The organism is Gelidibacter sp. (assembly GCF_035515035.1).
GTDB lineage: Bacteria > Bacteroidota > Bacteroidia > Flavobacteriales > Flavobacteriaceae > Gelidibacter.
This window is the reverse complement of sequence record NZ_DATJCA010000117.1, coordinates 22,743-41,734: the sequence shown is the minus strand read 5'-3', so window position 1 is coordinate 41,734 and position 18,992 is coordinate 22,743. Positions and strand designations below refer to the sequence as shown.

Sequence of the window (18,992 nt, the reverse complement as noted above, 5' to 3'; positions counted from 1 at the left end):
CTTGGTTTTTTGCTATGAATATGACACTATTTTGAGCCAAATGAAGAGGTAACTATAGCAGATAGGTTTTTCAAAACTGAAATAAAAAAATGTTCTTATGAAAAAAAGTTCAGTTTTATTATTTGGAATTCTCTCTGTTTTTTCTGCCACTGCGCAAGAAACCATCGTAAAAGGGAGTGTTATTGATGGTACTACTAATGTTCCCATCCCTAACGTCATCATCACCATTGAGGAAACCTTTCAAATTGCACACACCGATGCCGAAGGAAAATTCAGTTTCACTTCCAATGTCCCTTTAGGAGAACACATACTCAAAGTTGAAAAAGCGGGGTATGTTACCAAACGATTTCCCATTATTGTCAATGAAGGTAAAGTTTTGGATATCAGTGATATGATGCTCGATATTAATGTTGCTGATTCCGTTGACATGTACATCATCACCTTATCTGATGATGAGTTAAATGATGACGCTACGGGTGGCTCAGATAACATTTCCGGACTTTTACAGTCGTCTCAAGATGTTTACCAACGTACCGTCGCTTTTGAGTTTAGCTCTTCATTTTTTAAAGTTAGAGGTCTTGATTCCGAAAACAGTTCAATATTGATAAATGGTATTGAGATGAATAAGCTGTACAATGGACGGCCGGAATGGAGTAATTGGGGTGGTTTAAATGACGTGTTGAGAAATCAAGAACTGTCAACAAACTTGTCACCCTCAAATTATACTTTTGGTGGCGTCTTAGGATCAACCCACATCACTAGCAGAGCTTCAGAATATAGAAAGGGCGGTCGTGTCACTTACTCAATCTCGGACAGAAGTTATACACAAAGGGTCATTGCAAGTTATGCCACAGGTCTTATGGATGGCGGTTGGTCAATATCTGCTGCTGTTGGAAGGCGTTGGGGAGAAGAAGGTTTTCAAGACGCCACATTCTATGCCTCCAATTCATTCTTTGCTTCCGTTGAGAAGAAAATAAATGACGAACATAGTATCAATTTTACCTCTTTTTATGCGCCGAATCAACGAGGAAAATCTTCTCCAAACACACAAGAAGTTTACGATTTAAAAGGAATAAAATACAATGAGTATTGGGGATTTCAAAATGGCGAAAAACGCAATTCACGTGTTAAGAAGGTGGATGAGCCTATCTTTATGTTGAATCATTATTGGGCCTTAAACAAAAAAACCATTCTCAACACTAACCTTGGCTACCAATTTGGTAGTACTGGTAACAGCCGATTGGATTATCCTGGTGGCGCCAATCCAAGTCCTGCGTACTATCAAAAACTTCCGAGTTATGCTTTAGCTGATAAAAATGGTCCAGATTATGCCAAGGCTTATCAACTGGAACAAGCCTTTTTGAAAGACGGACAAATTGATTGGAACAGAATTTATGATGCCAACATTACCAATAATAGCAGTGGTTTAAACGCAGCCTATGCTTTATACGAGGACAGAAATGATGACACCCAAATAACCATAAATAGTATTTTTACTTCTGATCTTACCGACCATATGACTATAAATGGCGCTATCAATTATCGCCATTTAAAGTCTGAGAATTTTGCTGAGGTCAAAGATTTATTGGGTGCACTGGGTATTTTGAATGTCGATTCTTTTGACAATATTCAATATGATTTACAAAATCCGAATAGTATTGTCGGTGAAGGTGATCGGTATAGATACAACTACAACATTTATGCTACCGTGATTTCTGGATTTGTACAAGCGCAATTTAAGTACAAAAAAGTAGAATACTTTGCAGCATTAAATGTTTCAAACACCACTTATCAACGCGAAGGCCTCTATCAGCATGAGATTTACGAGACCAATTCTCTCGGAAAAGGCGAAAAACTAAGCTTTACAGGTTTCGGAACCAAAGCTGGACTGACCTATAAGCTTAGTGGAAAACATGTATTGGATGTTAATGCGGGATATCTTTCAAAAGCTCCATCGCTTAGAAACACGTATTCAAACGCCAGGGAAAATCACAACGTTGTGAAAAACATAACCGATGAAAAAATAATTTCTGTGGATGGGAGCTATATTTTTCGTTCATCCATTGTAAAGGCAAAATTGACCGGTTTTTATTCTAAAATTGAAGATGCCAATAAAATCTCATTTTATTACGCCGATGGTCTGAGCAGTTTTGAAATCTCAGAAAACCAGACCTCAGCATTTGTTCAAGAAATTTCACAAGGGATTGACAAAGTACATTTTGGTGGGGAATTTGGCATTGAAGCACAAGTTACACCAGGCATAAAAATTAAAGGGGTCGCTTCTTACGGGCAATATACCTATGCCAACAATCCAAATTTATACTTGACCTCTTCAAGTTTCACCAATCCCAACGGGATTGATTTTGGACAATCCCAGCTTAAAAACTATAGACTTGCCGGTGGGCCACAATCGGCATACTCTGTAGGTTTTGAATATCGGGATCCCGATTATTGGTGGTTCGGCGCCACGGCAAACTTTTTTGACAACACTTACATCGACATCAGTCCACTAACCAGAACACGTAATTTCTATACGGATGCTGATGGTTTACCTTTTAACGACTATGATCCGGAAGTGGCAAGACAGCTTTTGAAACAGGAAAAATTTGAACCGTATATGATCGTGAATCTTGTGGGTGGAAAATCATGGCGGATCAACAGTTATTTTGTGGGTTTCTTTGGCAGTATCAATAACATCTTGGACGCAGTGCATAAAACTGGAGGCTTTGAACAAGGAAGGAATGCCAATTATAGAGTGCTGAAAAAAGACGCCAGTAATGAGATTCCTGTGTTTGGATCCAAATATTGGTATGGCCGTGGGACGACTTACTTTTTAAACGTGCATGTTCGATTCTAAAAATAAAAAGAAAAACAAGGAGGATTAAAAACTTCAAAAACATTAAGAATATGTTTAAGACAAAGAGAATTTTAGCTACTTTCATCACGACTGCCCTGAGCATGATGATGACTTCTTGTGTACAAGACGATGATTTTTCGGTTCCTAATGACCTGGGTGTTGAAGAAAATAAAGGCCTGGAAGCACTTTTAGCGAGTGACGCCGTTGAAGTTTCATTTACCGAATTGAAATTAAAATACGCCAACAATTACAAAAAACCGGTATTAATTGACACGCATAGTTATATTAAAGGCTACATCAGTTCTTCCGATAAAGAAGGTAATTTTTTTAAAGAAATCTATCTTCAAAATGCAGCAGAAAATCCTACTGCCGGTATCAAAGTCATTCTCAATCAAGTGGAAACTTATAACCAATATAATTTTGGAAGAGAAATTTATGTCAATTTGAAAGGTCTTTATATAGGCGAGGAACGTGTGGGCAATGGGCTTGTGACCATCGGCGGAGAAATTGCTACTGATCAATATGGAACCACTGTAAAACGTTTGACCGAAAACCAACGTAAACAGCATTTATTACGTTCACAAAACACTATAGAAGTAGTACCGCTGCAACTTCAATTTTCAGAAATTAACGCGACACATTTGGGGCTTTACGTGGAATTTAATGACGTGGAATTCAATGATGACTTGGAAGGAGAACGCTACTTTGATCCTGCTCAGGATTTTGATACGCTTAGAGAGATGCAAACGTGCTCCAGTGATATTGGTTATTATTATTTCCCTTTGGAAACAAGTTCTTTTACAACCTTTAAAGATGTATTGCTGCCTCTTGGAAATGGGACCATTAAGGGCGTAATTACAAAAACGTTTGACGGCAAAGCGATCGTCTTGGTGTTGAATGATTTGAATGGTGTGACAATGAATGAAAAGCGATGCACGCCAGTGGGCTTTGATAATTTCAACATGGTATTTAAAGAAGATTTTGAATCGGTAGTTGACGACACCGATTTAGATTTTGAAGGATGGACAAATTTTGCGCAAGCCGGAAAAGTAAAGTGGAAAACCTATAGTTCTGACGGGAACGGATATGCACAATTTAATCCTTTGGGATCGGGTAATACTTCTAACATAGGATGGCTGATAACACCAGGTTATAATAAAAAATTACAGTCTCAAGCTTATTTAAATTTCAAAGCTGCACAATATCAGGTCAGGTCGTCCACCAATATTTTGGAAGTAATGATATCTACAGATTATGATGGCACCAATGTTCAAGGCGCAACCTGGCACCATTTGGAAGCTTCCTTGCCGTCTCAAAACACCGCATCCCATGAATTCCTTGATTCTGGTTTAATTGATCTCTCGTCTTATGACGGAATTTTGTACATTGCCTTTAAAGTGACTGGCAATGGAAGAACAACATCATTGTCTGGCGCATACCTAATTGACACCATTCTTATTTTGGAAAAATGAGAAAATCTTAATGACACCAACTTTATATGACCCTATTTGACCAACTGTTTTTCAATAGTTTTAACTATTATAAAAATGGCACTTATAAAAAAAAGGCCAACACCATTGCCATTGTCTATATCACCATCGTACAAGCCTCGCTGTTGCTTGTTTTAGGCGTGTTCTTTGCCGAATTCTTCCATCAGATGCACGTGGCAACCATGTCCGCAACAAAAGCTTGGGTATTGTACGCATTGGCTTCCCTAATTCTTTACTTTATAAATTGGATCCAATACAGCGGTAAAAAACGAAAGATCATGAACGCCAATCAAAAGAAGAAATCGGGTTATGGTGTTTTTACACTTTGGCTGATCCCTGTTGTAGCTATATTTTTAGCTGTAATTTTTATGAAGGTTTTTTAGTGTGTCCTCTCGAGATAAATATCTTTTAGAGTAATTAAATTTACTTTTTTGCTATAAATATTTAAAGGATCTTGTTGTATCCATATTGCCTGACCTCTATTTTTTCAATTGAATATACACAGGAAAATGATCACTAAAGCCTCCCTTATATTTTTTACCTGCATAGGTTCTAAAAGGTTGTCCTTTATATTTCCCACGATATTCCGCTAAGAATTTATCATCAAAAATATCAGCTTTCAAAAACTTTAAACCTTTATTATATGGTTCTAAAAAATTTTGGGTCATCATAATTTGATCAAACAGGATCCATTTAAAATTGTGGGTGGCACTACCCCTGGTGTAAGACATCAGCTTTTCCATGGGGTTAAATAATGATTTGGTGTTTTTTAAGTATTGAATACTTTCATTTTTAGGGTTGTCATTAAAATCGCCCATGATGATAATCTTCGCATCCGCCTCATTCTTTATGATGTCATCAATAAGACCAGCCACCCTTTGGGCAGCAAACATCCGTTTATGTCCCGTGGTATCAGACTCCTGATGCCTTGAGGGCCAGTGATTGACCAGAATGTGAATTTTTTCTCCATCTAAATAACCACTTACCTTAAGAATGTCTCTGGTATAATCTCTCACACCTAGTTCACTTTCAACATTAAGGGCTATGTTTTCTGAGGCTATCAAGGTAAAATTATCAGTGTCATATAATAAGGCAACATCAATGCCTCGCTCATCCGGGGAATCATACCGTAGAAAACCGTAGCGATGGTTTTTCAAGTGGGGGCTATTCACCAAATCCTTCAAGACCTTGTCATTTTCAACTTCAGACAAACCAATTAATGTAGGAGGTTTTTGAAGATCATCAAATCCTATTTTGGAAATTGCCAGTCCTATTTTATAAATTTTCTTTTCATATCTTACTTTGGTCCATTTTTTAGAGGATGTTTCTAAAAATCCATCATCAAGAGTCAGCGGATTATCTATATAATCCACTAAGTTCTCCGTATTATAAAAAGCAATCGTAAAGATTTCAGAATTTGGGGTTTGGAGGGTCACATTAACAATTTAAGTTTTAAAAATACTAAATGATAGCCAATCAATTATGTAACTTTGTATTTTAAATACATTTATGCTAGAAAAAACAGATATAAAATTAGAAAGAGCCGTTTTAATTGGAGTAATCACCAAAGACCAAGATGAACTACAGGCTAGAGAATATTTAGATGAATTGGAGTTTTTAACTTATACCGCTGGTGGAGAAGTAGTAAAACGCTTCAAGCAAAAGATGGAAACACCACATCCCAAAACTTTTATAGGGACAGGAAAGTTGCAAGAAGTATTGAATTTCATCAAAGAAAATGAAATTGATACCGCCATTTTTGATGATGAGTTATCGGCTGCACAAGAACGGAATATAAGCAAGATACTAGAATGCAAGGTATTGGATAGGACGAATCTTATTCTTGATATCTTTGCTCAACGTGCCCAAACCAGTTACGCAAGAACACAAGTTGAATTGGCGCAATGTGAATATTTACTCCCAAGATTAAAAGGGATGTGGACCCACTTGGAGCGTCAAAGAGGAGGTATTGGAATGCGTGGTCCTGGGGAGCGCGAAATTGAAACTGACCGTCGTATCGTTAGGGATCGAATCACACTCCTAAAAGATAAATTAAAGGTCATTGACAAACAACAGGCCGTCCAACGTGGCAATAGAGGTCACTTAGTGCGCGTAGCTCTGGTGGGCTATACCAACGTGGGCAAATCCACCTTAATGAATGTCATTAGCAATAGTGAGGTTTTTGTTGAGGACAAATTATTTGCCACTCTTGATACTACGGTAAGGAAAGTGGTGATTGGCAATCTGCCATTTTTGGTGAGTGATACGGTTGGATTTATCAGAAAGCTGCCTACACAGCTCATTGAATCCTTTAAAAGTACATTGGACGAAGTGAGGGAAGCAGATCTATTACTTCACGTTGTTGATATTTCGCACCATAACTTTGAAGAGCAAATAGCTTCCGTTCGTAAAATATTGAATGAAATTGACAGTGGACAAAAGCCTACCATCATGGTCTTCAATAAAATTGATGCCTATGAACCCGTTCCTTTTGATAAGGACGATTTAGTTGCAGTTAAAACCAAGGAGAATTATACTTTAGAGGAATGGAAAAAAACTTGGATGAACAAAATTGGGGATGACGCCATTTTTATCTCAGCGTTGAACAAAGAAAATCTAGAAAGTTTCAAACATCGTGTATATGATGAAGTGAGAAATATTCACGTCACCCGTTTTCCATATAACGATTTCCTTTATCCTGATTATGTAGAGGAAGAAGAATAATCTAATTCTATTTTATACAAAAAATGCTACCCTTATCAGGTAGCATTTTTTTATATAACTTTATTTTACTTAGAATTTATAAGTCAAACCAACAGTGTAGTAGCTTTGTAGATCATTGTCAACAGTACCAAAAGTAGGTTCACTTCCAATTGGTCCATTATACTGACCTAGCGCATAATTTAAAGCTTCTTGCTTATTGCTTCTCAAGGCAAAATCAAAACCTACCCCAATATTTTTCCAAAGGGTATAGCTGAAATTGTTGGTCCATGTCCAGTTAGATAAATCAGATCCTTTATAACTGAAAAATGCAGATAGATTAGATTTAAAATCGATTGCACCGATTTTTCTAGTATAGTCTGCCATAATTTTAGCACCCAAAGATGATTCAAATACGGCATCGTTATCTGCAAATACAAAGTTGTAGTTTAACGGATGGATCACAACAATTAAATCGTCAACCGGCGTCCACGTAAAACCAACACCCAAATCCAAATACCCAGGATCATTAAAATTGTTCAAGATGGTTGTTCTATATTCTCCCAATGCAGAAGCAGCCCATTTGTCACTTAATTTTTGACCGTAAAGAGACGAGATGTTAAATACATCAGAGGTCGGCTGAAAACTATCATTATCAGCAGGGTTATCTTTATCATCCAATTTAACCCAAGCCAAGTTAACCGTCAACGAGTTTCTCCAAAAATATTTGTCTTCCAATTTGTTGGCAAAGGCATTGAAATTAATTCCAATATTCCCGGAACTGTTGTTAGGTGCGCCTTGTGCATACCAATTGTTGAAGTTTGATAAACTTCCACCAATAACTCCAAAAGCACCTTTTTTCCAGCCAGGAAGTGCGTCTATTTGCGCTTGGATAGCATTTGCTTCAGCTTGTGCGGCATCAGCTACTGCTTGTTTCTCTGACTTTTGAGCTTGTAATTCTTCTTTAGTTTGTGCAAAACCAAAAGACATGGTCAGCATTAAGACGAAGCTTAAAATTACTTTGTTTTTCATAATTTCATGTTTTAAATTCTTTAGATTAATTTTAAAAACGTGCAAAGATACGACTAAATCAATAATACTTCAAAATGACAATTATTTTCTTTTATACAAAGGTACTGAAGAACAAGCTTCTCCATACATAATAGACCTTGCCAAAGGCTTTAATTTTTGGGAAAGCATAATATATGCATTAGCCGGAACTGGTTTATGTGAACAGCCTTTTATAATGAGCGGTTGATCTACAAACGCATCAGTTTCTAGATTTTCAATGATGTCGTGATATATGGACGTTTCAAGTTGTTCCAAACTGCCCACCACAATCTTTTTTGCATAAGGTTCTAAATGCATGGTCAAGAGCATAAAAGCCCATGCCGGCACAATGGCATCTGAAGTACATATCAAAGCCACATAATGATCTTGGTACTGTGACCAATCATGTTCATTGGCATACGCTCTAAAATCTTTTTCACGAAGTACAAATTCCTGAAACAACCAATCCTTGATATCAAAAACGGTACGTTGTCCCGTAGGATAGAAATCTTCCAAATCTACCACCACCAATTTGCTATTGGCTACTCTATTGATAATTTCATTTTCCATAATGTAAATTTAAGTTTTTTGTTAGTAAAACCCTATTTTGTCAAGCACGAAGTGCGCGAAAGATAGTTGGTTGAACTAATCCCGCTTTTGGGCTAGGTCACACTTATAACTACACAAACCTAGTTACTGTTGAATTATTGGTTAAAGCAGGGCACAGGCCACTATAGAGATAAATCTCCTCCAATTATTTAACCACATCTCTTTATTGATACCCTTCCGCTTGCAATTGAAACAGTTGTGCGTAGAGCGCCTCATTTGCCATCAACTCCTCATGCGTTCCCATTTCCAGTACTTTACCTTCTTCCAATACCAAGATCCGGTCGGCTTGTCTGACCGTACTGAATCTGTGAGAGATGATAATGCTAGTTTTTCCTTTAGTCAATGCAATAAACCGCTTAAACACATCGCTTTCTGCCTTAGCGTCCAAGGCTGAAGTGGGCTCATCCAAAATCATTACCTCTGCGTCCTTCATGTACGCTCGTGCCAAAGCTACTTTTTGCCATTGCCCGCCAGAAAGTTCCTGTCCTTTATAAAAACGTTTCCCGAGTTGTTGGTCATAGCCTTTTTTGAATTCAGAAATCACTTCATTAGCTAAACTCAACTGAGCGGCATTCTCGATTTTTTCTTGATTGTCCAACTCGTCAATATCGCCAATGGCAATGTTTTCCCTGACCGTAAATTCATAACGGAAAAAATCTTGAAAAATCACACCAAAAAACTTTTGATAGTCATTTTGTTTAAATCTATTGATATTGATGCCATCCAACAATATTTCGCCAGATGTGGGTTCGTAAAAACGTAACATCAGCTTGGTCAACGTTGTTTTTCCTGCCCCATTTTGACCTACAAAAGCCATCTTCTCACCAGCAGCAATTTTAAAACTCACTCCTTTCAGAATTTCAGTTTCAGAATCGGGATAAGAAAAATGCACATTCCGAAATTCAAAACCTGTTTGTATCTTTTCGGGCAAAGGCTGGTCTTCAAGATGGTTCGGAACAATCGAGAGGTCAATAAACTCAAAATAATCTTTTAAATAAAGTGCACTTTCTGTAATTCTTGTGAATTTTGAAAAGAAATCCTGCAGGTTTCGCGTCAGTCTATTGAAAGAACCCGACAAGAAGGTCAATTCTCCCAAAGTGATCACTCCAGAGATCACCCGATAAATAATGAATACATAGGCTCCATAATAACTCAAGGTTCCTAAAACATTGAACACAAAGCCCAAAGCGGAGCGTTTGACCGCCAATTTTTTATTCAGTTCGTAATACTCCTGGGAAAGGTTTTTAAAACGGTCGACAATAAAATCCGTCAATCCGAATAGCTTAATTTCTTTTGCGGTGACATTATTGGCTCCTATAAATCTCAGGTAATCCAGTTCCCGTCTCTCTGCCGTCCAGCCTCTTGCCAATGAATATTGTTGCTGACTGAACCAAATCTCGTTAATAAATGAGGGGATAATACTCAATACCAATAAAATAATCAGATAAGGCTCAAAGTAGATCAATCCGGCAACAAGTGTGGTAATGGAAATCAAGCTCTGCACCTCGCCTAAAGCATTGGATAGAAGCCCTACCCGTCCTGCAGTTTGCATCCTGGCCCGTTCCAATTTGTCATAGAATTCAGAATCTTCCAAGAGACTGATATCTATCTGATTGGTTTTTTTAATAATGGTCACTGAAGAATCTATGGAGTAAGCGTCTCCCAAAAGACCGTCGGTCAAAGAAATGGCGCGGCTCATGAGATCAGAAAGGACTACGAGCCCTAATTCAATGCCAACATAAGTCCACAGTTGGGTTAAATCTGAGGCATCAATTTGAGTTTGAAGAATAATCTCATCAATAATGAGTTTTCCAACCCATAGGATAACCACCGGTAAAAGAGCGCCAACAAGTCGGCACAATGCCGATAAAAGAAACAGTTTTTTATTGGTTTTCCAGATTTCCTTAAAGAAACGCGGAATAAATACCAAAGCACTAAATGACTTTCTTAAACTTGTTTTGTCTTTGTCTTTTAAGGATTTTGGACTTGGTCTTGCCATTTTTTAAAGTGCGATGTAAGATTTAGATGTTCTGAATATCAATTATGAATACGTATTGTGACCGAAGACAAGTGACAGATGACGGATGACCAGATAACAAGCGCTAACTGTTTACTGAAAACTGCATACTACTAACTGCCTACTGCCTATTAAACACTACAGCATCCCCAATTCCAACTTAGCTTCTTCACTCATCAAATCTTGACTCCATGGCGGATCAAAGGTCATTTCTACGATTACTGAGTTTATCTCGTCAATTGATTTTACCCGCTCTTCAACTTCCAAAGGTAAGCTTTCCGCTACTGGACAGTTTGGAGTGGTTAAGGTCATCAAGATTTTAACATCGTAATCTTCATTGACAAAAACATCATAAATCAATCCCAGCTCATAAATATCCACAGGAATTTCAGGATCATAAACTGTTTTTATCACATTTACTATCTTTTCACCTAAGGCGAACGTATCTATTTTTTCACTCATTATTTAAAAGTTTAGAAGTTTAAGAGTTAAAGAGTTAAAGTTTATTTCCGAAAACGAAACCTCAACTATAAAACGCATCAACTTGATTCAAGTGTACTGTGTTTGTATAAAATCTATTTTCTATTTTAGAAAGTATGTCACTATCCAATTTGAGATCCTGTTTCTGCAGGAATTACTATGAGATTCCTGCCTTCGCAGGAATTCAGGAATTAGTTTAACTGTGTTTGGTATGCAATGGCATACATTTTTAATTGCTTGATCATACTCACCAATCCGTTGGCACGTGTTGGTGATAAATGTTCCTTAAGCCCAATGGCATCGATAAAATCAGTATCGGCGTCAATGATGTCCTGAGGATTTTGATTTGAAAACACCCTAATTAATATCGCAATAATGCCTTTGGTAATAATCGCATCGCTGTCCGCAGTAAATACCACTTTATCACCGTCCATTTGAGCATGGACCCAAACTTTACTTTGACAGCCTTTAATAATGTTCTCTTGAGTTTTATATTGCTCGTCAATGAGAGGCAAAGTCTTACCTAAATCGATCATGTATTGATAGCGTTCTTCCCAATCTTCAAACATTGAAAACTCATCAATGAGCTCTTCTTGTATCGCTTTTATAGTCATTCTAAAATTTTATACAAAGTTACAATTTATCTCTTCAAAATAAGCATTTTAAGGATGGATATCAAGTCATTAAATCTTATTTGCTACTCCGATTTTAAGTAGTTGCATTCTATAAGCAGTTCTTTATTATCATTTAACAACTGAAGCTTATCATCCTTTAAAGTGTAGGATGTGACATTTGCCAAGGCATCAAGAAAGGCAGTTTCCACTTCAATATCCCTGCATATCATTTCAGTTGAAGATAGCTCAGAGATGTCTACTTTATTATCGGTAACCACAATTTTTGCCGAAAATCGATTACAACTGGTGTTACCACTAATTTCATTTTGTGACAGATCTATCTTAATAAATGGATTTCTCCCAAAATTCTCTCTATCCTTTACCCGTGTTACCAACCACGAGCCTTGATCTAAATTTAATGGTGCTTTTGATTTTTCTAAAATTTTAATCAATTTATATTTCAGTGAAGAACCATCTTCCGGAGGGTTTTCCACTTCGGTAACCGTAACTTTTATTTTATAATAGAAGCCTTCAACATAGTCAAAACCTTCAATATCGTTGTAAAAATAAGTCCAGTCAGTTTCGCCTAATTCCTTAATTTGAAGACATTTTTGAGATGTTACACCCGTACAATGAACTTTGGCATTTGCAATTAGAAGGGTTTTATTGTTGGATGAACAGGATAAAAACAACACGACCATTGAAATAATGGCTAAAAACTTTGAAATCATAGATTTAATTTTGAAATCTGATGCCTAGGACAGCATCATTTTAGCTTTTTTAACGCCTTCCACCAAGACATCAATTTCTTCTTTGGTATTATAAAATGCAAAAGAAGCCCTTATCGTTCCCGGGATTTTAAAATAGTCCATGATGGGTTGTGCACAGTGGTGTCCCGTACGGACCGCTACCCCCATCTTATCGAGTAAGGTGCCCACATCATAAGGGTGAATACCGTTTAAATTAAAGGATACTACCGAGGTTTTATGCTTTGAAGTGCCATAGATTTTTAAGCCTTCGATCTCTAAAAGTTGTTTTGTGGCATATTCCAGAAGTTCGTGCTCATAAGTCTCAATCTTCTCAAAACCAATCTGATTCATATAGTCAATGGCAGCGCCAAAGGCAATGCCTCCGCAAATATTTGGGGTACCGGCTTCAAATTTATGAGGCAATCCAGCATACGTAGTTTTTTCAAACGACACTTCTGCAATCATCTCCCCACCACCTTGATATGGCGGTAATTTATTGAGCCATTTTTCCTTTCCATAAAGCATTCCAACACCCGTCGGACCACACATTTTATGGGCCGAAACCACGTAAAAATCAACATCCAGAGCTTGTACATCCGCTTTTATGTGAGGACAGGCTTGTGCTCCATCTACCAAAACTGCCGCCCCAACGGCATGTGCTTTTTGTATGATGCTTTCAATAGGATTAATGGTGCCCAAAGCATTAGAAATATGATTGACAAATACGAGTTTTGTTTTTTCTGAAAGAAGATCGTCGTAAGCCGACATGACAAGCTCACCTTCATCATTCATAGGAATGACCTTTAAAATAGCGCCGGTACGTTCGCATAACATTTGCCAAGGCACGATATTACTATGGTGCTCTAATGCAGATACAATAACCTCATCACCTTTTTCTAATAGTGCTGTAAACCCGCTCGCAACCAAATTGATACCATGGGTTGTGCCAGCCGTCATGATAATCTCATGAGAGGCTTTTGCATTGAAGTGCTTTTGGATCTTTAATCGCGCTTCTTCATATTTATCGGTGGCTTCCTGACTTAAACTATGCACACCTCTATGGATATTGGCATTATAGTTTGAATAGTAATCTACAATGGCGTCAATAACCTGTTGCGGAGTTTGCGAAGTAGCGGCATTATCAAAATACACCAATGGTTTGCCATTGACCTGTCTTTGAAGTATTGGAAAATCTTTTCTTATAGTTTCTACGTTCAACATAGCGATCTTTTTTGATAGCCCAGATTGAGGCATTGTTGGAGCTCCTCGCAGAGAGCGACTGCCGAAAGCTGGAAATAGCTCCAAAAAAAATTGAAATTAATTTAAAGAGATCCCCTCCCGATTGCTATCAGGATTGTGGGATGGCACATCTAGAGATCGAATCCAATATTAACCCCTAATTTTTTAGCGATAATATTAGTAATACGCTGTTTGATTTCTGGAATTTTAACCGAACTCAATACGTTGTTACTAAACGCATACATCAATAAAGCCTTAGCTTCTTTTTCTGGAATCCCTCTAGAGCGCATATAAAACATCGCACTTTCATCCAACTGACCAATAGTACAACCATGCGAACATTTTACGTCATCCGCAAAAATCTCCAATTGTGGTTTGGTGTTGATGCTTGCCTTATCACCGATCAAAATATTATTATTGGCTTGAAACGCATTGGTTTTTTGAGCTAATCTATCAACTAATACTTTCCCGTTGAACACACCTGAAGCGTTGTCATCAAAAATACCTTTGTAATCTTGGTGACTTTCACAATTTGGCTCCATATGATGTACCAAAGTATTGTGATCTACATGCTGTCTGTTTCCAATAATGGTTGTGCCCTTTAATGTAGAATCGATGCGCTCTCCATGTTGATAAAAACTAAGATTGTTTCGTGTCAATTTACCACCAAATGAAAAAGTATGCACGGTTGCACAGCTTTCTTGCTTTTGATTGATAAATGTACTGTCAATCAAGGAGGCGTTTTCGTTATCATTTTGGATTTTATAATAGTCCACAATGGCACGTTTGTCTGCAAAAATCTCAGTGACCGTATTGGTCAATACAGGATTTTCGGTCAAGCTTTGATGACGCTCAATAATTTGAACATGTGAATTTTCGTCCACAACAATCAAATTCCGTGGCTGTAGCATCAATGCTGCTTCATTACCTGTTGAGAAATGAACAATCTGAATGGGTTTTGCTACCGATTTGTTCTTTGGAATATGGATGTAGGCACCTTCCTGAGAAAACGCCGTATTCAATGAGGTCAGACCGTCCTTTGTAGCCACTTTATTGAAATAGTTTTCAATGATAGGTCTGTATTTAGCTTTTGACAAAGCCGATGACATCAAACAGATATCAACCCCGTCATGCGTGGTTTCCGAAAGATGTGAAGAATATTTTCCATCGATAAAGACAATTTTATAGGTGTCAATATCATGAATGAAATATTTCTTGATATCGTTATAATCGATATGGTTTTCACTTTTCGGAAACACACTATAATCGTGTTTTAAAATACTATTTAATGAAGTATATTTCCAAGCTTCGTCCCTTCTTGATGGGAAGCCTTGGGTTTCAAATTCTTTGATGGCTTCACTTCGCACATCATGAACTGGCGAATCTACATCCACCAAGTTTTCGAATGCCATAAATGAGGCTATGAGTTTTTCTTTTAGTTCCATTTTTTCAGTCTTCAGTTGGCAGTTTTCAGTTAGCAGTCGCTGAAGACTGCATACTATGGACTGCATACTTAAATTACGCGTTCACTTCTTCTTTAATCCAGTCATAGCCTTTTTCTTCAAGCTCGTGGGCCAATTCCTTACCACCAGATTTTACAATTCGTCCTTCAAACATCACGTGTACAAAATCAGGGATAATATAATCTAACAAACGCTGATAGTGGGTAATAATAATTACCGCATTCTCCTCACTTTTAATTTTATTAACGCCATTAGCTACTATACGGAGTGCATCAATATCCAATCCTGAATCTGTTTCATCAAGGATAGCGAGCTTTGGCTCCAACATGGCCAATTGAAAGATTTCATTACGCTTCTTTTCGCCACCCGAAAAACCTTCATTTAACGATCGGGACAAAAATTTACGATCAATTTCAAGCATTTCTGATTTCTCACGAATCATTTTCAACATCTCATTGGCAGGCATGTCTCCAAGCCCTTTTGCTTTACGGGTTTCATTAATGGCTGTTTTCATGAAATTGGTTACAGAAACCCCTGGAATCTCAGTCGGATATTGGAACGACAAGAAAACACCTTTATGAGCACGATCTTCCGGTGCCAACTCATTTATGCTTTCATTTTCGAACTGGATATCTCCTTGAGTGACTTCATAGTCTTCCTTGCCGGCAATAACAGATGCCAAAGTACTTTTACCAGAACCATTCGGTCCCATAATGGCATGAACTTCGCCTGCTTTTATCTCTAAATTAATGCCTTTTAAAATGGCTTTATCTTCAACACTTGCGTGTAAATCAATGATTTTTAACATACGGTTTTACTTAAAGTTAACGTACAAATTCCAATAGATACCTGTCGGAATTTGATTTTTATATTATTATTCTTGTGATTTCAATTTTATGACTTTACTGTTTTTTTCGTCCACCTTTGAAACAGTTATAATATCAATAATTTCTACTCTATTTTCCCAACCTTCTTCATGTTTTGGCTTTTTGGTGACTTTTACTTTTAGAGTCACGTTGACCTCATCTGTAGGTTGGTCTTTTAAAGGCTCAGCCCTTTTTATCAGCTCTTGGGCTTTTTCGTCTTCAACAACACCAAACAATTCGCTTTTTGTTTGCAAAACACCTGCATCATCAAAATAGATGAAATTTCCTGAAAGCTCCCTAACATCAATCTGATCATGTTCCTCCTCTCCTGAAATTGGAGCTTTTGATTCATTTTTGCAGCCGGTAAATACGATTAGAATGACTACAAGAAAGATTGTTTTTTTCATATATTATGGGTTGGGCGAGATAGAAAACTTAATTTAACCTACAAGGTTTTTAAAACCTTTCAGGTCAGGTTGATTAATCACTATCCTACTGAACCTTCTAAACTTATTTCCAATAATTTCTGAGCTTCCACTGCAAACTCCATCGGTAATTTATTCAACACGTCCTTACTGAATCCATTAACAATTAGCGCAATGGCTTTTTCAGTACTGATTCCACGTTGGTTACAGTAAAAAATCTGGTCTTCACCAATTTTACTTGTTGTGGCTTCATGTTCTATAATTGCCGATTTATTTTTCACTTCAATATATGGGAAGGTATGTGCACCACAATCATTCCCCATTAGCAAACTATCACATTCTGAAAAATTACGGGCGTTGTCTGCTCTAGGTCCAATTTGAACCAAACCTCTATAGGAGTTTTGAGATTTTCCAGCTGAAATACCTTTTGAAATAATGGTCGATCTGGTATTTTTACCCAAATGGATCATTTTTGTTCCTGTATCTGCTTGTTGGTGATTATTGGTCACTGCGATAGAGTAAAATTCGCCTACCGAATTATCTCCCTTTAAGATACAGCTTGGGTATTTCCAAGTCACCGCAGAACCAGTTTCAACTTGTGTCCAAGAGATTTTAGCATTTTTCTCACAAATACCTCTTTTGGTTACAAAGTTAAAAACACCGCCTTTACCCTCAGCAGTTCCAGGATACCAGTTTTGAACAGTAGAATATTTTATTTCCGCACCATCCATAGCAATCAATTCTACTACAGCTGCGTGTAATTGGTTTTCATCACGACTTGGTGCCGTACATCCCTCCAAATAACTCACGTAGCTATCTTCATCCGCAATTAAAAGGGTTCTTTCAAATTGCCCCGTTCCACCTTGATTGATTCGGAAATAGGTTGATAATTCCATGGGACAACGTACGCCTTTTGGAATATAACAGAAACTGCCATCACTAAAGACTGCCGAATTTAAAGCCGCATAGAAATTATCCGTCCGTGGCACGACAGTACCAATATATTTTCTGACCAAGTCAGGATGTTTTTGTATGGCTTCACTGATCGAGCAAAAAATAATGCCTTTCTCATCCAATGACTTTTTAAAGGTTGTAGCAACGGAAACGGAGTCAATTACAACATCCATAGCAACGCCCGCCAACATCTTCTGCTCATCCATAGAAATTCCCAATTTCTTGAAAGTTTCCAATAATTGAGGATCCACCTCATCTAAACTGTCATATTTAGGCTTGGTATTAGGCGCTGAATAATAGGAAATGGCCTGAAAATCTGGTTTTTCATAAGTGACATTAGCCCATTCTGGCTCAATCATCTTTTCCCATGCTCGGAAAGCTTCCAAACGCCACTCAGTCATCCATTCCGGTTCTTCTTTTTTCAAAGAAATAGCGCGAACAACCTCTTCATTTAAACCAGGCTCAAACGTATCGGATTCAATATCAGTGTAAAATCCATATTCGTACTCCTTGGTTTTTAATTCTTCTCTTAAATCGTCTTCTGTATACTTCATGTTCCGAATTTAATATTCATTATTCAAAATTGGGCTATTCTGCAATGTATTTGCTCCCCTTAAAATCACTCTTCTTTAGATAGTTCAGAAACCCACCAATCATTTTACTTAAAACTAAAGTTTGCTCTTTAAGTTCTATAAACTCTTCCATCGTTATAAAACCTCTATCAAAAACACGATAGAGTTGAGATCTTGTTTCGCCGCATGAAGCTTTTGAAATTGATAAGAACTGAATAAATTCTTTGTTACCATTTCGTTCAAATCCTTCAGCGATATTGTCCATGACTGAACCCGATGATCCGTCAATTTGACTGTAAAGTTTATAATCCTTTCTTAATTCCGTTCTATTTGCAACTTTCTGAATGTCGTCACAACGTGTTCTCGATAATTTCCAAATGTCCAAATCTTCAAATTACTTAATAGTTGCCAACTTTGAATTTTAAACCTTGAATCTTTATAGAGAAAAAGATTCCCCACACCCGCATGTGCGATTTGCGTTTGGATTATTAAACACAAACCCTGCACCATTTAAACCGCCTGAATATTCAAGGGTTGTACCAATGAGGTATAAAAAACTTTTCTTATCAATAACAATTCTGACACCATTATCTTCAAAGACCTTATCCTCATCTCTTTGTGATTTATCAAATTTCAAATCATAGGATAACCCTGAACAACCGCCACTTTTTACACCAACGCGTACAAAGTCGGTCGCAGAGTCAAAGCCATCTTCACTCATGAGTTCAATGACCTTTTTTTTAGCTGTTTCAGATACTTTTATCATTCCTTATTAAGATTATTTCTAAATAGAGGACAAATATACAATATAAGAAGGGTAATTCCATGGAACTTTTCAATATATTCCTAAATGGCACTATTGGTTTTTTAGATACCCGACCGCGTAGAATTATTCCGAAAAATGATT

At 37.3% G+C, this 18,992-nt stretch carries 18 protein-coding genes; 4 read left to right on the top strand and 14 right to left on the bottom strand.

The features are described from left to right. The first annotated feature begins 97 nt into the window (after nucleotides 1–97). From VLZ86_RS10140 to VLZ86_RS10130, 3 genes are read left to right on the top strand one after another with little or no spacing between them, the layout of a single operon-like run. Complete coding sequence (locus tag VLZ86_RS10140) at nucleotides 98–2,857, top strand: TonB-dependent receptor (protein WP_325450947.1); 2,760 nt, start codon at nucleotides 98–100, stop codon at nucleotides 2,855–2,857. A 50-nt stretch (nucleotides 2,858–2,907) separates the two neighbouring features. Beyond that, nucleotides 2,908–4,329, top strand: a complete 1,422-nt coding sequence (locus tag VLZ86_RS10135; RefSeq protein WP_325450945.1) for a DUF5689 domain-containing protein — start codon at nucleotides 2,908–2,910, stop codon at nucleotides 4,327–4,329. Nucleotides 4,330–4,355: 26 nt separating this feature from the next. Then, complete coding sequence (locus VLZ86_RS10130) at nucleotides 4,356–4,730, top strand: hypothetical protein (RefSeq protein WP_325450943.1); 375 nt, start codon at nucleotides 4,356–4,358, stop codon at nucleotides 4,728–4,730. Nucleotides 4,731–4,826: 96 nt separating this feature from the next. Here VLZ86_RS10130 and VLZ86_RS10125 read toward each other — a convergent pair whose 3' ends face one another. Then, a complete protein-coding gene (locus VLZ86_RS10125; RefSeq protein ID WP_325450941.1) occupies nucleotides 4,827–5,783 on the bottom strand; it encodes an endonuclease in 957 nt (318 codons plus the stop codon). Nucleotides 5,784–5,856: 73 nt separating this feature from the next. On the opposite strand from VLZ86_RS10125, the gene hflX reads away from it, so the two are divergent. Beyond that, the gene (gene hflX / locus VLZ86_RS10120; RefSeq protein WP_325450939.1) at nucleotides 5,857–7,071 is read left to right on the top strand and encodes a GTPase HflX; all 1,215 of its coding nucleotides are present in this window, start codon (nucleotides 5,857–5,859) and stop codon (nucleotides 7,069–7,071) included. Nucleotides 7,072–7,140: 69 nt separating this feature from the next. Here hflX and VLZ86_RS10115 read toward each other — a convergent pair whose 3' ends face one another. The 13 genes from VLZ86_RS10115 to VLZ86_RS10055 form a co-directional block, all read right to left on the bottom strand. Beyond that, nucleotides 7,141–8,079: a DUF3078 domain-containing protein gene (locus VLZ86_RS10115; RefSeq protein ID WP_325450937.1), complete on the bottom strand. Its 939-nt coding sequence runs from the start codon at nucleotides 8,077–8,079 to the stop codon at nucleotides 7,141–7,143. 81 nt (nucleotides 8,080–8,160) lie between these two features. Next, complete coding sequence (locus tag VLZ86_RS10110; protein ID WP_325450935.1) at nucleotides 8,161–8,667, bottom strand: DUF2480 family protein; 507 nt, start codon at nucleotides 8,665–8,667, stop codon at nucleotides 8,161–8,163. A 202-nt stretch (nucleotides 8,668–8,869) separates the two neighbouring features. Further along, on the bottom strand, nucleotides 8,870–10,705 hold the full coding sequence (locus VLZ86_RS10105) for an ABC transporter ATP-binding protein (protein ID WP_325450933.1): 1,836 nt from the start codon (nucleotides 10,703–10,705) through the stop codon (nucleotides 8,870–8,872). Nucleotides 10,706–10,861: 156 nt separating this feature from the next. Then, nucleotides 10,862–11,185, bottom strand: a complete 324-nt coding sequence (locus VLZ86_RS10100) for a DUF59 domain-containing protein (RefSeq protein ID WP_163516220.1) — start codon at nucleotides 11,183–11,185, stop codon at nucleotides 10,862–10,864. Between the two features lie 209 nt (nucleotides 11,186–11,394). Next, nucleotides 11,395–11,817, bottom strand: coding sequence for a SufE family protein (locus tag VLZ86_RS10095; RefSeq protein WP_325450929.1), 423 nt, complete (start codon nucleotides 11,815–11,817; stop codon nucleotides 11,395–11,397). An 83-nt stretch (nucleotides 11,818–11,900) separates the two neighbouring features. Next, nucleotides 11,901–12,548: a DUF4377 domain-containing protein gene (locus VLZ86_RS10090; protein WP_325450927.1), complete on the bottom strand. Its 648-nt coding sequence runs from the start codon at nucleotides 12,546–12,548 to the stop codon at nucleotides 11,901–11,903. A gap of 24 nt (nucleotides 12,549–12,572) precedes the next feature. Beyond that, nucleotides 12,573–13,787, bottom strand: a complete 1,215-nt coding sequence (locus VLZ86_RS10085; protein ID WP_325450925.1) for a cysteine desulfurase — start codon at nucleotides 13,785–13,787, stop codon at nucleotides 12,573–12,575. Nucleotides 13,788–13,936: 149 nt separating this feature from the next. After that, complete coding sequence (gene sufD / locus VLZ86_RS10080; protein ID WP_325450923.1) at nucleotides 13,937–15,250, bottom strand: Fe-S cluster assembly protein SufD; 1,314 nt, start codon at nucleotides 15,248–15,250, stop codon at nucleotides 13,937–13,939. 73 nt (nucleotides 15,251–15,323) lie between these two features. Further along, entirely contained in the window at nucleotides 15,324–16,076 is a 753-nt protein-coding gene (gene sufC / locus VLZ86_RS10075) for a Fe-S cluster assembly ATPase SufC (RefSeq protein WP_325450921.1), read from the bottom strand. A 66-nt stretch (nucleotides 16,077–16,142) separates the two neighbouring features. Then, nucleotides 16,143–16,541: a hypothetical protein gene (locus VLZ86_RS10070; RefSeq protein ID WP_325450919.1), complete on the bottom strand. Its 399-nt coding sequence runs from the start codon at nucleotides 16,539–16,541 to the stop codon at nucleotides 16,143–16,145. An 80-nt stretch (nucleotides 16,542–16,621) separates the two neighbouring features. Continuing rightward, nucleotides 16,622–18,067, bottom strand: a complete 1,446-nt coding sequence (gene sufB, locus VLZ86_RS10065) for a Fe-S cluster assembly protein SufB (protein ID WP_325450917.1) — start codon at nucleotides 18,065–18,067, stop codon at nucleotides 16,622–16,624. A gap of 34 nt (nucleotides 18,068–18,101) precedes the next feature. Beyond that, nucleotides 18,102–18,470 (bottom strand): four helix bundle protein, encoded by a 369-nt coding sequence (locus VLZ86_RS10060; protein WP_325450915.1) that lies wholly within the window; start codon nucleotides 18,468–18,470, stop codon nucleotides 18,102–18,104. Nucleotides 18,471–18,521: 51 nt separating this feature from the next. Then, nucleotides 18,522–18,851 carry an iron-sulfur cluster assembly accessory protein gene (locus VLZ86_RS10055; RefSeq protein ID WP_325450913.1) on the bottom strand — a complete coding sequence of 110 codons (330 nt, stop codon included), beginning with the start codon at nucleotides 18,849–18,851 and terminating at the stop codon, nucleotides 18,522–18,524. Between the last annotated feature and the right edge of the window lie 141 nt (nucleotides 18,852–18,992).

Bases quoted from the DNA above. Each gene is read 5' to 3' on its own strand.
- VLZ86_RS10115 (WP_325450937.1), bottom strand. From the start codon at position 8,079: ATGAAAAACAAAGTAATTTTAAGCTTCGTCTTAATGCTGACCATGTCT.
- VLZ86_RS10140 (WP_325450947.1), top strand. From the start codon at position 98: ATGAAAAAAAGTTCAGTTTTATTATTTGGAATTCTCTCTGTTTTTTCT.
- sufD (WP_325450923.1), bottom strand. From the start codon at position 15,250: ATGGAACTAAAAGAAAAACTCATAGCCTCATTTATGGCATTCGAAAAC.
- VLZ86_RS10090 (WP_325450927.1), bottom strand. From the start codon at position 12,548: ATGATTTCAAAGTTTTTAGCCATTATTTCAATGGTCGTGTTGTTTTTA.
- VLZ86_RS10070 (WP_325450919.1), bottom strand. From the start codon at position 16,541: ATGAAAAAAACAATCTTTCTTGTAGTCATTCTAATCGTATTTACCGGC.
- hflX (WP_325450939.1), top strand. From the start codon at position 5,857: ATGCTAGAAAAAACAGATATAAAATTAGAAAGAGCCGTTTTAATTGGA.
- sufB (WP_325450917.1), bottom strand. From the start codon at position 18,067: ATGAAGTATACAGAAGACGATTTAAGAGAAGAATTAAAAACCAAGGAG.
- VLZ86_RS10055 (WP_325450913.1), bottom strand. From the start codon at position 18,851: ATGATAAAAGTATCTGAAACAGCTAAAAAAAAGGTCATTGAACTCATG.
- VLZ86_RS10130 (WP_325450943.1), top strand. From the start codon at position 4,356: ATGACCCTATTTGACCAACTGTTTTTCAATAGTTTTAACTATTATAAA.
- VLZ86_RS10095 (WP_325450929.1), bottom strand. From the start codon at position 11,817: ATGACTATAAAAGCGATACAAGAAGAGCTCATTGATGAGTTTTCAATG.
- sufC (WP_325450921.1), bottom strand. From the start codon at position 16,076: ATGTTAAAAATCATTGATTTACACGCAAGTGTTGAAGATAAAGCCATT.
- VLZ86_RS10085 (WP_325450925.1), bottom strand. From the start codon at position 13,787: ATGTTGAACGTAGAAACTATAAGAAAAGATTTTCCAATACTTCAAAGA.
- VLZ86_RS10110 (WP_325450935.1), bottom strand. From the start codon at position 8,667: ATGGAAAATGAAATTATCAATAGAGTAGCCAATAGCAAATTGGTGGTG.
- VLZ86_RS10135 (WP_325450945.1), top strand. From the start codon at position 2,908: ATGTTTAAGACAAAGAGAATTTTAGCTACTTTCATCACGACTGCCCTG.
- VLZ86_RS10105 (WP_325450933.1), bottom strand. From the start codon at position 10,705: ATGGCAAGACCAAGTCCAAAATCCTTAAAAGACAAAGACAAAACAAGT.
- VLZ86_RS10100 (WP_163516220.1), bottom strand. From the start codon at position 11,185: ATGAGTGAAAAAATAGATACGTTCGCCTTAGGTGAAAAGATAGTAAAT.